This window comes from Mycetocola sp. 2940, assembly GCF_040548835.1.
Lineage (GTDB): Bacteria > Actinomycetota > Actinomycetes > Actinomycetales > Microbacteriaceae > Mycetocola_A.
The window spans coordinates 396,336-410,905 of sequence record NZ_JBEPSK010000003.1 but is presented as its reverse complement, the minus strand read 5'-3'; the positions used below and the strand labels follow the sequence as shown (position 1 = coordinate 410,905).

At 66.6% G+C, this 14,570-nt stretch carries 14 protein-coding genes; 3 read left to right on the top strand and 11 right to left on the bottom strand.

All coding sequences use genetic code 11. The annotated features are described in order from the left end of the window. Positions 1–74 precede the first annotated feature (74 nt). On the top strand, positions 75–1,661 hold the full coding sequence (locus tag ABIE24_RS06770) for a M28 family metallopeptidase (RefSeq protein WP_354498023.1): 1,587 nt from the start codon (positions 75–77) through the stop codon (positions 1,659–1,661). 114 nt (positions 1,662–1,775) lie between these two features. Here the strand turns inward: ABIE24_RS06770 and ABIE24_RS06765 are convergent, their stop codons facing one another. The 10 genes from ABIE24_RS06765 to ABIE24_RS06720 form a co-directional block, all read right to left on the bottom strand. Next, positions 1,776–2,687 (bottom strand): cation diffusion facilitator family transporter, encoded by a 912-nt coding sequence (locus tag ABIE24_RS06765; RefSeq protein ID WP_354498021.1) that lies wholly within the window; start codon positions 2,685–2,687, stop codon positions 1,776–1,778. A 161-nt stretch (positions 2,688–2,848) separates the two neighbouring features. After that, positions 2,849–3,214 (bottom strand): ArsR/SmtB family transcription factor, encoded by a 366-nt coding sequence (locus tag ABIE24_RS06760; protein ID WP_354498019.1) that lies wholly within the window; start codon positions 3,212–3,214, stop codon positions 2,849–2,851. Positions 3,215–3,246: 32 nt separating this feature from the next. Continuing rightward, a complete protein-coding gene (locus tag ABIE24_RS06755) occupies positions 3,247–3,876 on the bottom strand; it encodes a TetR/AcrR family transcriptional regulator (protein ID WP_354498017.1) in 630 nt (209 codons plus the stop codon). Between the two features lie 123 nt (positions 3,877–3,999). After that, positions 4,000–5,034, bottom strand: a complete 1,035-nt coding sequence (locus ABIE24_RS06750; protein WP_354498015.1) for a zinc-dependent alcohol dehydrogenase family protein — start codon at positions 5,032–5,034, stop codon at positions 4,000–4,002. Beyond that, positions 5,034–5,819, bottom strand: coding sequence for an SDR family NAD(P)-dependent oxidoreductase (locus ABIE24_RS06745; RefSeq protein WP_354498013.1), 786 nt, complete (start codon positions 5,817–5,819; stop codon positions 5,034–5,036). The genes ABIE24_RS06750 and ABIE24_RS06745 overlap by 1 nt, the downstream gene beginning before the upstream one ends. After that, positions 5,816–7,081 carry a dihydrolipoamide acetyltransferase family protein gene (locus ABIE24_RS06740; RefSeq protein ID WP_354498011.1) on the bottom strand — a complete coding sequence of 422 codons (1,266 nt, stop codon included), beginning with the start codon at positions 7,079–7,081 and terminating at the stop codon, positions 5,816–5,818. The genes ABIE24_RS06745 and ABIE24_RS06740 overlap by 4 nt, the downstream gene beginning before the upstream one ends. Positions 7,082–7,123: 42 nt before the next feature. Beyond that, entirely contained in the window at positions 7,124–8,101 is a 978-nt protein-coding gene (locus ABIE24_RS06735; protein ID WP_354498009.1) for an alpha-ketoacid dehydrogenase subunit beta, read from the bottom strand. Between the two features lie 12 nt (positions 8,102–8,113). Continuing rightward, positions 8,114–9,070, bottom strand: coding sequence for a thiamine pyrophosphate-dependent dehydrogenase E1 component subunit alpha (locus ABIE24_RS06730; protein WP_354498007.1), 957 nt, complete (start codon positions 9,068–9,070; stop codon positions 8,114–8,116). Between the two features lie 74 nt (positions 9,071–9,144). Beyond that, a complete protein-coding gene (locus ABIE24_RS06725) occupies positions 9,145–9,957 on the bottom strand; it encodes an SDR family NAD(P)-dependent oxidoreductase (RefSeq protein WP_354498005.1) in 813 nt (270 codons plus the stop codon). A 39-nt stretch (positions 9,958–9,996) separates the two neighbouring features. Beyond that, positions 9,997–11,343: an MFS transporter gene (locus tag ABIE24_RS06720; RefSeq protein ID WP_354498003.1), complete on the bottom strand. Its 1,347-nt coding sequence runs from the start codon at positions 11,341–11,343 to the stop codon at positions 9,997–9,999. Between the two features lie 293 nt (positions 11,344–11,636). Between ABIE24_RS06720 and ABIE24_RS06715 the strand changes: the two genes are divergently transcribed. Together ABIE24_RS06715 and ABIE24_RS06710 are read left to right on the top strand one after the other, a co-directional pair. After that, positions 11,637–12,677: a zinc-dependent alcohol dehydrogenase gene (locus tag ABIE24_RS06715; RefSeq protein ID WP_354498001.1), complete on the top strand. Its 1,041-nt coding sequence runs from the start codon at positions 11,637–11,639 to the stop codon at positions 12,675–12,677. A 31-nt stretch (positions 12,678–12,708) separates the two neighbouring features. Beyond that, the gene (locus ABIE24_RS06710) at positions 12,709–13,053 is read left to right on the top strand and encodes a carboxymuconolactone decarboxylase family protein (protein WP_354497999.1); all 345 of its coding nucleotides are present in this window, start codon (positions 12,709–12,711) and stop codon (positions 13,051–13,053) included. Between the two features lie 330 nt (positions 13,054–13,383). Here ABIE24_RS06710 and ABIE24_RS06705 read toward each other — a convergent pair whose 3' ends face one another. Further along, positions 13,384–14,460 (bottom strand): phosphotransferase family protein, encoded by a 1,077-nt coding sequence (locus ABIE24_RS06705; RefSeq protein ID WP_354497996.1) that lies wholly within the window; start codon positions 14,458–14,460, stop codon positions 13,384–13,386. Positions 14,461–14,570: the final 110 nt, after the last annotated feature.

Here is a 14,570-nt window from a genome sequence, read left to right as displayed (position 1 = left end):
GAGGCGCGCTCAATCCACCTATGCTCTCGATCAACGTGTGCCCCGACCAAGGGGTACCGAGTGAAAGGGAGACAATGAAGTCAACTGCCACACTGACAAGGCGAGCACGGACGGTTCTGGTCGCTACAGCGACAGCCGCCGCGTTCGCGCTCGTCCCGACCGGGGCCGCAATCGCCGCACCTGGATCCGCGCAAAGCTGCGCGAATCAGAACAACAACACCGTCCAGAAGCTCCTTCAGTGCGTCGACGCCGACGGCGCTGTCGAGCATCTCGAGGCGTTACAGGCGATCGCCGACGCGAACGACGGCAACCGCGCGGCCGGGACCTCCGGCTACGACGCGAGCGTCGACTACGTCGTCGAGACTCTCGAAGCGGCTGGATGGACCGTCACACTTGACGAGTTCGACTTCACCTATGTGGGGCCGTCGACTCTCGAACAGCTCACGCCGATCGCGGCCGAGTACCCAACCGGCCCGTTCACCGGCAGTGGTCCCGGCGATGTGACGGCAGCTGTTACGCCTGTCGATGTGCAGCTCACCACGCCGAACACGAGCACCAGCGGCTGCGAGGTCGCGGACTTCACCGGATTCCCGGCGGGCAACATCGCGCTCATCCAGCGCGGCAGCTGTGACTTCGCGGTTAAGGCGTTGAACGCGGAAGCGGCAGGTGCATCCGGCGTCATCATCTTCAACCAGGGAAACCTTACGACGGCTGACCGTCAGGACCTCATCGTGGGTACCCTCGGCGGATCGGATGTCGTCGGCATCCCCGTGGTGGGCGCAAGCTACCAGCAGGGCGTCGCGCTGGCACAGGCCGGATCGACTGCCCACATCACGGTGCCGCTGCCCGAGGAACGCCCGCAGGTGAACGTCATCGCGGAGCTCCCAGGCAAGAACACTGACAACGTCGTCATGGCCGGTGCGCACCTCGACTCGGTTCAGGCAGGCCCTGGCATCAACGACAACGGCAGTGGATCCGCTTCGCTGCTGGAGATCGCTGAGTCGATTTCGAAGCTCAAGCCCGAAAACACCCTCCGCTTCGCGTGGTGGGGTGCTGAAGAGGCCGGCCTGATCGGCTCCGAAGAGTACGTTGCCGGACTGAGCCAGGAAGAGAAGGACCGCATCGCGCTGTACCTGAACTTCGACATGGTCGCTTCGCCCAACTACATCTTCATGGTGTACGACGGTGACGAGTCCCAGTTCCCGGCCCCTGTCGTCGTTCCCGAGGGATCGGTCGCGATCGAGGACCTCTTCGAGAGCTACTTCACGAGCGTTGGCGTGCCGTATGACGACGCTGAATTCAGCGGTCGCAGTGACTACGAGGCCTTCATCCTCAACGGCATTCCGGCTGGTGGCCTGTTCACCGGCGCCGAGGTCATCAAGACCGAGGAGCAGGAAGCCATCTGGGGCGGTATCGCTGGTGAGTCCTACGACCAGTGCTACCACCAGGCCTGCGACACCATCGACAACATCAGCGTCGAGGCGCTCGATGTGAACATCGATGCGATTGCGCTGTCTGTTCTCGTCTACGCCTACTCCACCGAGTCGGTCAACGGAGTGGTCGGCAAGCACATCCCCGGCGGGCTCACCCTGCCTGCACCGGCTGGTCCTGAGGGCACCACCGGCAGCAGCGGCGGTCACTCGCACGGAGAGGACCACTAGTCGCGACTAGTTGAGACGGGCGGGGATGTCGCGGAGCGGCATCCCCGCCTTTTCGCTGTGCCCGGGTTGGCACCGCGAATGGGCCCGAAGCCAATGCACCGGGGATCCCGGGGGTTACCGCGCTGGTGTTGCGGCTGCGATCGTCCGAATGGTCATGTCGTCCAACGTGGGGAGGGCACGCTCGAGTGAACGCTGCGCATCGACTGCGACCGCTTCGGCATCGGATAGTGACGAGTCAGGTACGGCAATGGTTGCTGCCCCCTGAAGGCGGTGGCCGACCCACCGGAGTTGCAGCCGCGGCACGGACACGACGCCCGGGGTGTGCTGGAGTGCGTGCGAAGCACGATCCAGCAGATCGGGGTCGATGCCGTCCATGAGACGACGTCCGATACTGCGGACTGTCCCCCAGAGCAGCACAATGATGGCGGCTGAGATGATGAGGCCCACGATCGGGTCGGCGAGCGGGAACCCGAGCATGACACCAAAAGCCCCGATGACCACGGCGAGTGAGGTAAACCCATCGGTTCGGGCGTGGACGCCGTCAGCTACGAGAGCGGCCGAGCCGATCCGCTGCCCGACGCGGATGCGGTAGATCGCCACCGCTTCGTTGCCGAGAAATCCGATGATGCCGGCGACTGCCACCCACCACAAGTTGTCGAGCGGTTGCGGGTTGAGAAGCCGTTCCACGGATTGCCATCCGGCGACCACGGCGGAGAGAGCGACGACGGCAACGATGAAGAGACCGGCAAGGTCCTCCGCGCGCCCATAGCCGTAGGTGTACCGGCGACTGGCTGCTCGGCGTCCGAGGATGAACGCGACCCACAGAGGGACAGCAGTGAGGGCGTCGGAGAAGTTGTGGACTGTGTCGGCGAGGAGCGCGACGGAACCGGAGATGAGGACAACAGCGAACTGGAGAATCGTGGTGGCTAGAAGAATCAACAGACTGATCTTCAGAACCCGAATCCCCTGTGTGCTCGCCTCCAGAGCGTCGTCGATGGAGTCCGAGGAATCATGGGTGTGAGGCACGAAGAGCCCGTGGAGAAAGCCCTTGATGCCGCTCGGATGAGAGTGGCCGGCTGAACCGTGATGGTGGCCGTGGTCGTGACTGTGGTCATGACTTTCGCCGTGATCGTGGTCATGGTCGTGGTCGTGGTTGTGATCCAGTTCGCGCGGCGGATGCCCTGACATCACGATGCCGCCTCGATACCGGCGTGGTGGTGACGCGGAGTGCCTCCGAGGGAGTGCTCGGCCTGGAATATGGCATCCGAAACGAGCTGACTCGCGTGTTCGTTCTCGAGGCGATAGAAGACTTTGGTGCCTTCCTGTCTTGTTGTCACGAATCGGGCGAGGCGAAGCTTCGCCAGGTGCTGGGACACCGACGCAGGAGACTTATCAACGATCTCTGCCAATTCGCTCACCGAGCGTTCGCCATCTCGAAGGGCGAGGATCATCCGAACACGCGTCGGGTCCGCCAGCATCGCGAAGACCTCGACGGCGAGTTCGACAAACTGACTATCCGGCTCGCGTCCGCAAATCTTCTTATCTGCATTCATACGCAGATAATAGCATTACGGCGATTGGCGGCTCAGTCGCGCGCAGCGAGCGGCGGGCCCTGCAGCAGGCCCGCATCGGCACGGAGGGTGTCCGCGGCCAGCCCGAAGACGAGGAAGTTCCAGAACTGGTACGCGATCTCTCGCGGCCGGATCGACCCAGAGGACCGATACCACTGGTACGCCCAGTTGCACATGCCGAACAACGCCAGGCTGGCCAGCCGCGGGTCGACCGGACGGAACGTTCCCCGCGCGATGCACTCTTTGATGAGGTCTTCGACGACTCGCTCGTAGTCGTCTCGCTTGCTGCGCATGACGGCGCGCGCCTCGGGCGCCAGCTCCCGGTGGTGCTCGAAGAACACCCGTACATGACCACGGTGGGTCTGCATCAGCTCAAGAATGTCGGCCATCGCCTCGAGCAGAAGCTGCTCCGGGCGCAGCCCGGCGTTGTCGCGCTCGCTGTGATGGCGGATCAGAACGTCGATGAACTCCTCGTGGATCGCGTTGAGGATCTCTTCCTTGCTCGAGAAGTAGTGGTACAGCGTCGGCTTGGCGACGCCGATCCTCTTGGCGATGTCGTCCATCGTCGTGTTGGCGAAAGTGGACTCGTCGAACAGCTGCGCGGCGACCGTCACGATCTCATGATGCCGCTGGTCTGATGTCATCCGACGCCGAGCGGCCCGGAGCGCTGGATTCGAATTGGACATGCCTACCCCTCGTGAGCGTTCTGGCAAGGATATCGGAGCGAACCGGCCCCGCGCGGCACGCTCCGACGGCGACTCCGACGCCTACCGCGTGACGACCACCTTGCCGGTCCGACCCGGCCGGCTGGCATGCTCCAGCGCGGCCGCAATGTCGTCGAGCCCGTAGCGCGCCTCGATCGGCACGTCGATTCCTCCCTCGCGCACGTATTGCAGCGCGGTGGCCGCGATGTCACCCAGCGCCTTGGCCCCGATCCGCGGAAACGACCGTGGCATCCAGAACCCCTCCACCCGGATGCCGCCGAACACGATCAGTCGCGTATCCACGACGCAGTCCTCGCCCGACATCAGCCCGTAGACGAGCACGCGCCCGCCCGGCGCCAGGGTCGCGGCGAGTCGGTTGGTCGCCTCCCCACCGATCGCGTCGATCGCGAGCTTCGGCGACTCCCCCGCGGTCAGCGCCGCGACCTGCGCCTCCAGGTCAGGACCGTCGAGGACGACCGGCCCGACAGCCGACTCGCGGATGATCTCGGCCGCCGACTCGGAGCGCACCACATTGATCACCCGGATGCCGCGCTTCGCCCCGACCGCGTCGAGAATCCGCCCGTAACCGGAGTTGGCCGCGTTCTGGATGATCCAGTCGCCCGCCCCGATCTCGGGGCTCTCGTGCAGCATCATCAGCACCGCCTGGGTGTTGACGAAGGCGACAGCGACCGATTCGTGGTCGATGTCGTCGGGCAGCACGAGCGCCGACGCCGCGGGGATCACCCGGTAGTCGGCGAAAACCGGGGGAACTCCCGCGATCGAGACGAGTGACCCGAGCGGAATGGCATCCGTCGCTCCCCCGACCACGCGACCGACGCCCTCGATTCCCGCAAACCGGGGAAGCGCCGGCACCGTCTCGCGGTGCCCGTAGTTGCCCTCGAACATGAGCACTTCGGCCGGGTTGATCGGCGCGAGGACGAGTTCGACGAGCAGTTCGCCGGGGCCGGGTTGCGGCACCTCGACCCGCTCGAGTTCGACGACCTCCGACGGCACACCGGTTCGGGTCTGAATCACCCGCCGGTTGACATCGGTCGCCACGGCAGAGACATCGGACCCGGCCATTTCTGTGTTCGTCATCAGTGCACTTCGATTCCGCCGTCGACGTTGAGCGCCTGGCCGGTGATCAGCTCAGCGTCCGGGGAGACGAGAAAGCTCACCGCCGATGCGATGTCTTCGACCCGGGTTGGGCGCTGCAGCGGCGTCGTCGCCTTCACACTCGCCATGAACGCATCGTGGTTGCTCATCCCGGATCCCGCGAAGCCGGGCGCGTTGTCGGCGAGCCACGCACCGGTGGCCTCCCACATCGGCGTCCAGACCAGTCCGGGGCAGACGGCGTTCGCCGTGACCCCGAATTTTCCGTACGCGGATGCCACGGACTGCGTCAGCGTGATCGTTGCGGCCTTCGACGCGCAGTAGTCGGCGAGATTCTCGCCGCCGCGCTTGCCAGCGATGCTCGCCATGTTGACGATGCGGCCGGCACCGCGGTCGGCCATCGCCCCGCCGATCTTCTGGCAGAGGAGGAACATCGCGACGAGGTTGATGTCGAAGGTGCGGTTCCACTGCTCGAGGGTGAGCTCGCGGAACTCGGACATGATCCCGATGCCGGCGACGTTCACGAGGATGTCGACCGGCGACTCCTCGAGCGTCTCGGCGAGCGCGAGGACACCGTCGGACTTCGACAGGTCGCACTGCACCGTCTCGACCTCGGCGCCTCGGCCCCGGAGCTCGTCTGCGGTCTCTTCGAGCCGGTCGGCTTTGAGGTCGACGAGCACCAGCCGTTCCCCGTCGTCGGCGAGCCGCAGCGCCACCGCCTTGCCGATGCCCTGGGCGGACCCGGTGATCACCGCGCGACGGCCGCTCATGATGCGCTCCGTGCGGGGGTCTCGAGCGAGCCCGGATCCTCGAGTGCTGCCCGCAGGGCCCGGCAGAACTCGCCGCCGGTAGCCCCGTCGACGATCCGGTGGTCGTAGCCGATCGCGATGCCGAGGAGCGGCCGGATCTCGACCTGCCCGTCGACGACGACCGGGGTGTCGACGATGTCACCGGCGAAGACGATCGCCGCCTGCGGTGTCGTGACCAGCGGCATCCCGGTTTCGACCCCATATCCGCCGAGATTCGACAGGGTGATCGTCGGAAGGACGTCGGTGGGCAGCGACCCGGTCCGCGCCTCGGCGACGACCGACTGGATCTTCGCCTCGACGCCGGCGAGAGGCTCGCCCTGCAGCCCGCCGACCGTCGGCACGACGAGCCCCCGGTCGGAACTGACGGCGACAGCGATGTTGACGTCGGTATAGAGGAGAAGGTCGTTGCCCTGCAGCGTCGCATTCACCTCGGGCACGGCCTGCACGGCGTGGGCGATCGCGGCGGCGAGCACCGCGGTTACGCCGACGGGTTCACCGGCAGCTTTCTTCGCGGCGCGGTACTCGGCGACGGCACTCATGTCGACGCGGATCTGCTGCACGAACTGCGGCACCTCCGCCCAGCTCTTCGTCACGCCGGCCGCCATCGCCTTGCGCACACCGGTCAGTGTGCGGCGCTCTGAGATCGCAGGCTGCCCCTCGTTCCCCGAATCGGATGCCGCGGAGGTCGACGCGGCGCGTTCGACGTCCTCGACCGTGAGCGACCCGCGCGGGCCGGTGCCGGTCACGGTGGCGAGGTCGACACCGAGGCGGTCGGCCGCCGCACGAACCTTCGGCAGCGCACGCACCCGCCCGCTGGGCGACGCCGCGAGGAACGCGGGGCCTTCCATCGGAGCATCGAGTTGCGACGTGATGCCCGGCGCTTCGGTCTCCGCGCTCGGCGGGATCTCGGCCACCCCGTCGTCGACGGCATCCCCGTGACTGTCGCTGCCGATGGCCGAGTCGATGTCCTCAGGCGAGAGATCCTCGCCCGGGTCGGCGACGACGGCGACCAGGTCGCCGACGTCGAGCGCTTCGTCGGAGGAGGCGATCACCCGCACGAGCGTGCCGGGAAGCCGCGCCTCGACCTCCACGACATTCTTCTCGGTCTCGACCTCGTACAGCGTTTCGCCGACGTCGAACGTCGAGCCCTCGGCCACGAGCCAGCCGGTGATCGAGCCGGTCTCCATGGTGTAGCCGAGCTTGGGCAGATGAAGCAGATGCATTCGCGGGGTTCCTTTTCGAATGAACGGGTGTGTGGGAGCGGGTCAGCGCAGCATCGAGATGGCGGCGCGCTCGATGTCGGCAGACGTCGGCAGCACGAGCGCTTCGAGCATGGCGTTCTGCGGGATCGGTACGTCCATCGCCCCGACCCGGATGATCGGCGCCTCGAGCAGGTCGAGTGCCTCCTCTGCGACAATCGCCGCGATTTCGGATGCTCCGCCGCCCGATTTCGGTGCTTCCTGCGCGATGATCAGGCGTCCGGTCTTCTCGATCGACGCGAAGATCGCCTCGGTGTCGAGCGGCCGAAGCCCGCGGGTGTCGAGCACCTCGGCGCTGATCCCCTGCTTCTGCAGCTGCTCAGCCGCCTTCAGCGAGAGGCCGACCATCTTGCCCCAGGCGACGATCGTGACATCCGTGCCCTGACGCTTGATGTCGGCCTTGCCGATCTCGACGAGGTGGTCGCCGTCGGGGACTTCGCCCTTCATCGCGTAAAGGCCCTTGTGCTCGAAGAACGCGACCGGGTTGTCGTCGCGGATCGCGGCCTTCAGCAGCCCCTTGGCATCCGCGGGGTTCGACGCGACGACGATGTGCGAGCCGGGGTGTTCGAGCAGCGCGGCTTCGGGGCACTGCGAGTGCTCGGCGCCGCCGCCGCCCGTCGCGCCCTCGGGGAGCCGCAGCACCATCGGCACGGTGAACTGACCGCCGTGCATGTAGCGCCACTTGCTCATCTTCGAGAACGTCTCGTCCGCCGCGTTGAAGATGAAGTCGGCGAACTGCAGCTCGGCGACGGGCCGCAGGCCGGTGATGGCCATTCCCACGGCGCCGCCGACGATGAGCATCTCAGAGATGGGGGTGTCGATGGCACGGTCGGCGCCGAACTTTTCGTAGATCCCAGGGGTGACCCCGAAGATCCCGCCCATCCGTCCGACATCCTCACCCATGAGAACGACGCGCTCGTCGCGCTCCATCTCTTCGGTGAGTGCTTCGTTGATGGCCTGGGAGTAGCTGATGGTACGTGGCATGGCTCGGGATCCTTAGGCGTAGATGTACTGGTCGATACGGTCGGCGGTGGGCTGGATGCCCGGCTTGGCTTCTTCGGCAGCGACATCGACCGCGGCACGCGCCTCGAGCTCGAGGTCGGTGACGCCTTCTTCGTCGAGGTCGCCGAGCTCGATGAGCTTGGCCCGCGCCAGGACGATCGGATCCTGCGTCGCCGCCAGTTCCTTGTCGTCGGTCGTGCGGTAGGCCTGCGGGTCTCCGGCATAGTGCCCGGTCAGGCGGACGGTCTTCACTTCGATGAGCGTGGCCCCTTCGCCGCGGCGTGCCCGGTCGACGGCACGCTGGGCGACGTCGTGGACCGCGAACGCGTCAGCGCCGTCGACCCATTCGCCGACGAAGCCGTAGCCGTGGGCGCGGTCGACATAGCGCCCGCCGGTGGCCTGCTCGGTCGAGGTCGACACGGCCCAGCCGTTGTTCTGGATCACGAAGATGAGGGGCAGCTTCCACGCTCCGGCGGCGTTCGCCGCCTCGTGGAAGGTTCCGCGGTTGGCGGCCCCGTCACCGAAGAAGCACATGGTGACCTGGTCGGTCTTGCGGATCTTGGAGGAGAGCGCAGCGCCGGCAGCGATGAGCTGGCTGCCGCCGAGGGTGCCCGACTGGCCGAGGACCCCGTTGTCCGGGTCGGCGACGTGCACGATTCCGGCGCCGAGGCCCCGGGTGGTGCCGAAGGAGTTGCCGAGGAAGTCACCGAACAGGGCCTTCAGCGGTGTGCCCTTCGCGATGATGTGCGACATCCCGCGGTGGTCGTAGAGCAGGTAGTCGCTCTTGCGGAGCGCCAGGGTCGCCCCGACTTCGGAGCCTTCAGACCCGCGACCCGGGTGGTAGCTGGGCGGCGCCAGTCCCTCATCGATGAGGCGCATCAGGGCGAGTTCCCAGGCCTGCGCTGTGTACATCGTGCGGTAGATGGCGATTCGCGTGTCTTTGTCGGTCATGGTGATCCGAGTTTCCTTTTCTCCGTTGAAAATGATTGCTCTATGCGGATGATCGTTGGTTAAGACGGTCGTGTCTACTGACTTGTCCAGCCGCCGTCGATCTCGAGGACAGCGCCGGTCATGTAGCTGGCGGCATCCGAGAGGAGGAAGCGCACCGCGCCTGACATCTCGTCGGGTGCGGCGAAGCGTCCCATGGGAACCCGGGCCAGCAGTCTCGGGCCGTGGGTGTCGTGCTCGCGCAGGGCACTGGTCATGTCGGTCTCGACATAGCCCGGGGCGATGACGTTCACCCGCACCCCGCGCTGGCCCCATTCGGCGGCGAGCGATTTGGCGAGCAGGTTCACCGCCCCTTTGGAGGCGGAGTAGGCCGAGAGTTTCGGTGCGCCCACGGTACCGTGCACGCTCGAGACGAGAACGATGCTTCCGGAGCCCCGTTCGAGCATCCCCCGGCCAGCGGCTGTCGCGGTGAGGAACGTTCCGGTGAGGTTCGTGTCGATGACGTCACGCCACTCCTCGACCGAGATCGCCTCTGCCCGCTTGAAGATCGGGCTCACCCCGGCGCAGGCGACCACACCGTCGATGCGGCCCCAGGTGGCCTGGGCGCGTTCGACCGAGCGTTCGAGGGCATCCGGGTCGGTGACCGAACCGGTGATGGTCTCGACCTGGGTGCCGTTGTCGCGGAGTTCGTCACCGAGGGCGGTCAGCGCCTCGCCCGACCGGGCCTGCAGCAGGAGGTGTGCGCCTCCTGCTGCAAGCCCGCGTGCGACGGCGGCGCCGATGCCCTTGCTCGCTCCGGTGACCCAGATGACCTTGCCCTCGACCGAGAACGGCGCATCGTTGCTGACGCCGGCTTCGGGTGTCGGGGTGGGTGTTGTCACGATGGTCACGATGGATTCCTTTCGAAGGGAGGCAGGGGCCGCGAGTGATCAGTGCCCGACGGGCGAGATCACGACCGGTTCTCCTGCGTCTTCCGTGACCTGACGGATCGGCGCGACCTTCTTCTCGTTGATGAACAGCAGCGGGATCGCGGCGATCAGGAAGACGACGCCACCGATGATGAGCATGAGCGAGAGCTGGCGGAAGCCCTCGAGCTCCGGGTTGATCCAGCCACCTGACAGCGACACGAGGATGTAGCCGCCGGCCACCTGCAGGCCCGCCGCGATTCCGTTGAGCGTGCCGACGACCTCGGGCCGGGCGACCCGAACGAAGAACGGGTTGAGGCTGCCCCACACGAGCGGGTTCGTGAAGAATCCGAGGGTGGAGGCGAGGAAGAGCCAGGCCCACCAGGGCAGCCCGGGGATGAGCGCCGCGGCGAAGAATCCGAAGGCGGGGAGCAGCACGCCGATGAGCATCGGCGGCTTGAGCCGGCCCTTGAAGACCGTGTTCACGACGCGTCCGTGCATGAACGCGTAGACGATGCCGGGGATGGCGAGCAGCGGGATGACCCACGCCGCCATGAGCGGGTCGGCCTCGCCGACCGTCAGCGCACCGTACGATGCCCACGTCGCAGTGAGCCAGGTCGGCGTCGTAGCGAGGGCGCCGGCGATAACGAGCAGGATGACCGTGCGGTTCTTGAATGCGGCAAGGATCTCGCGGAACGGAACGCTCTTCACCGACGCGGGGCGGTCGGATCGGATGTACGCCAGCTCGGTTTCGCTGATGCCCTTCTTCGTCGCCGGGTTGCTCGAGGTCAGCCAGATGAGCATGAGCATCGCCGGGATGCCGAGGATGGAGATGACGATGAAGGTGACTCGCCAGCCGAAGGCATCCGCCATCGGAAGCGCGACCACAGGCTCGACCAGTCCGGTGAGCATCATCGCGCCGACCCAGAACGCGGTGACCCGGGGAATGTCGATGTTCGGGAACCAGACCGCGAGCATCCGCTGGCAGGGAGCCCAGAGCAGACCGAAGAACACGCCGAAGATCAGGTTCCGCCACCACAGTTCGGAGTAGTTGGTGACGAACACCATCGAAACGCCGAGCACGGTGACGCCGGCGACGCAGGTGATGAGGAGCGGCTTCGGCCCGAACCGGTCGGCCAGGATTCCGGCGATGAACAGCATCGGGAAGTAGCCGAGGAGGTAGGCCGACGAGATCTGGCCGATCTGTGCGGTGTCGAAACCGAGGTCAGCAGACCAGAAGGGTGTCAGGAGGCCGAACTTGCCGGAATCCATCCAGACCACGAAATTGACGAAAACGATGGTGATGAGAACCAGGCGACGTTTGTTCGTGTCGCGCTTCGCAAGAGACGGGAGATCGGTTGAAGTGCTCATTCACATCCTCCATTGGATGCTCGGATTCCTATGGCCAGGCTACGCTGCCTGACGCCCGACCGACCGGGTGGTCGGATCGGAATGAGTCTGCACGGGATGTTTGGGGTTGTCAACACAAATCCTCATTTTCTTTCGCCCGCTGCTTATCGGGTCTGTCGCCCCGCGAAACCGGCGAAGGGCCGGGATCCCCTTGACAGCCGGGCTCCCGAAAGACACAGTGGATTCCATCCCGACCCGCGAGTCGGGAGAGCCGAGATACACCGTCGTTCTCGCACTGTCACGAAAGGCACGACATGCGCATTGCCACCTGGGAGGGCATCCGTTCTGTGGAGGTCTCCCCCATCGACGCCCCGACGCCCGGCCCGACCGACCTCGTCCTCGACGTCTCTGCCTGCGGCATCTGCGGATCCGACGTCCACTCGTTCGCCGAGGGGGCCTGGATCGCGAAAGGGATGCCACTCGGCCACGAGTTCGCCGGCGTCGTCCGCGAGGTGGGCGCGAACGTGGAGGGTATCTCGGTCGGCGACCGTGTCACGGTCAACCCGGCCGCGTACTGCGGACACTGCGCCCGGTGTCTCGACGGGCACGAGAACCTCTGCGAGAACATGTCTGGCGCCGCCGGCGGGTTCAGTGACCGGGTGCTCATTCCGAACGCCCGGCGCGACGTCAACGTGTTCGTCCTTCCCGACGAGGTGTCGTTCGAGGCCGCCGCATTCCTCGAACCGTTGTCGGTGGCGATGCGCGCTATCAACCAGCTGCGGCCGCCGCTCGACGAGCCGATCCTCGTGACCGGCCTCGGCACCATCGGGCAGTGCGTCGTCCAGATCCTCGCCGCGCAGGGCGCGTCGAGGATTGTGGCGATCGACACGTCACCGATCCGGCGGGAAGGCGCCCTGGCATCCGGTGCGACCGAGGTGCTGGATCCGACGTCGGAGGATGTCGTCGACGTGCTCCTCGAGAAGTACGGCGTGACCCGATCCCCGTATCGGGATCGCTCCGGGGCGTTCGGCGCCGCGTTCGAGTGCGCCGGCGCTGCGCCGGTGTTCGACCAGATCTTCCAGCTCGTTCGGGCAGCGGGGTCGGTTTCGCTCGTCGCCCTGACCGCCCAGCCGATCACGCTCGACCCCAACGTGGTGGTGCAGAAGGAGATCCGCGTGGTCGGGAGCTTCGCCTACTCGACCGAGGACGTGCGCGGCGCGTTCGAGCTGCTCGCATCGAAGGCCGTCCAGCCGGACCGCCTCATCACCCACCGGTTCCAGCTCGGCGACATCCAGGAAGCGTTCGAAGTGCAGAGCCGCAGCAACGAATCCATCAAGGTCATGGTCTCGCCGTGACGACCCCCGCATCGAACGAGAGGTAGCCCCCATGTCGACCACGAAGGACGAATTCGCTGCAGGCCTCGGGCGGCTGGCCAAGGACCCGACGACGAAGGCCGCCTACCGCGCCTTCAGCGGGTTGCATGAAGCCGCACTCGCCGATGGCGCACTGAGCCGCAAGACCAAGGAGATCATGGCGGTCTCGATTGCGATTGCCACCTCGTGCGAGGGCTGCATCGCCTGGCACATCGGCGGGGCGGTCAAGGAGGGCGCGACCCGTGAGGAGATCGCCGAGGCGATCTCCGTCGCCATCCTCATGGGCGGCGGGCCCGCGACCTACTACGGGTCGCACGCCCTCGGCTACCTGGACGAGGAGTTCCCGGCGGGATCCTGAGCCGCACGGCAACGGCGCCCCGTCGATCCTCGTCGACGGGGGCGTTGTGCTGCGCCGCCCGATTTGTGCGCCCTCACGCGCGCAACTCCGCCTGAACCATGCGTCACCGGGACGGCGCCCGCGACATTTCGCGGCACGCGCTCAAGGTGGCCAACGTACTGGCGGAGTTTTGCACCGAGAGACTCGTCCCGTCCGGGCGGGTCACAAACTGAGCGTGCGCAGAACTCCGCCTGACACCTCCGGTATCGCCATGCGGGCCGCGGCATTCAGCGGTCGCGGCCGGCCGCCGCCTGGGGAATGGCGGAGTTGTGCTCGAGTCGGCTCGGACGCTCACCGCCCCAACGCGGCGACTTCCCCACCGTCGGTGACGCTCCGGCCGAGACGGGCCAGCGCGGTCGCGGCGACTCCCATCGCACCGTCGTCCGTCGAGGCGGTGCCCAGCTGCTGGCCGTCGCGCGTGCGCTTGTGGATCGACTCCATGATCACGGCGAGCTTGAAGCAGGCCAGCGCCACGCAGGTGTCGAGGTGGCCGAGGTCGAAGCCGGTCTGGTCGGCGTACTCCTCGACGATGCGTTCCCGGGTCCAGAACCCGGCGCCGGCGGTCACGCCGGTCGACACGGGGATGTCCTGGCGGAGAACATCCGCGGCTTCACTCCAGTAGACGAGGGAGATCGCGAGGTCGCTCACCGGGTCACCGAGGGTCGACATCTCCCAGTCGAGGACGGCCCGCACGGAGTGGTCCGTCGGATCGAGGATGACATTGTCGATGCGGTAGTCGCCGTGCACGATCGACCACGGGGCATCCGGGCGGACCTGGCCCACGCGCTCACCGAGCCAGGCAGACAGCGCATCCATGTCGTCGAGTTCGCGCGTTTTCGTGCGTTGCCACTGGTCGCTCCACCGCACCACCTGGCGCACGAGGTAACCCTCCGGCCGGCCGAGGTTCTCCAGTCCCGCGGCCTGCACGTCCACGCCATGCAGGCGCGCGAGTGTGGTCACGAGAGACGAGCTGACGGCATCCGCCTGGGCTGGCGTGAGAAGCGCAGCCTCTTCGGCCGTCGCGATGACCTCGCCCTCGACGAATTCCATCAGCATGAACGGTGCCCCGATCACGGCGGTGTCCTCGCAGAGCGCGACAGCGGCCGGGGCGGGGAACTGCACCCGGCCCATGCCGGAGAGGAGCCGGAACTCGCGACCCATGTCATGGGCGCTGGGGAGGATGTTTCCGAGCGGCGGGCGGCGCAGCACCAGCCGCCTGCTGCCCTGCTCGATCAGGTAGCTGACGTTCGATCGCCCGCCGGCGAGCAGCACGGCACTGAGTGGCTCGTCGCCCGCGCCGGGGATGCTGTCGCGCAGGTATTCGCGCAGGTTGTGCGGGTCGAGGCCCGGAAGCGCGGTTGCCGTCACGGTGGCTCCGTTCCGCGGTGACGGCGGGAACGCCATCGTTCCTGAACGCAGTCGACCACTCAGTCGGTAAACCAAGGGTAGGAGCGGGGTGGGTAAGTGTCAATGGAATC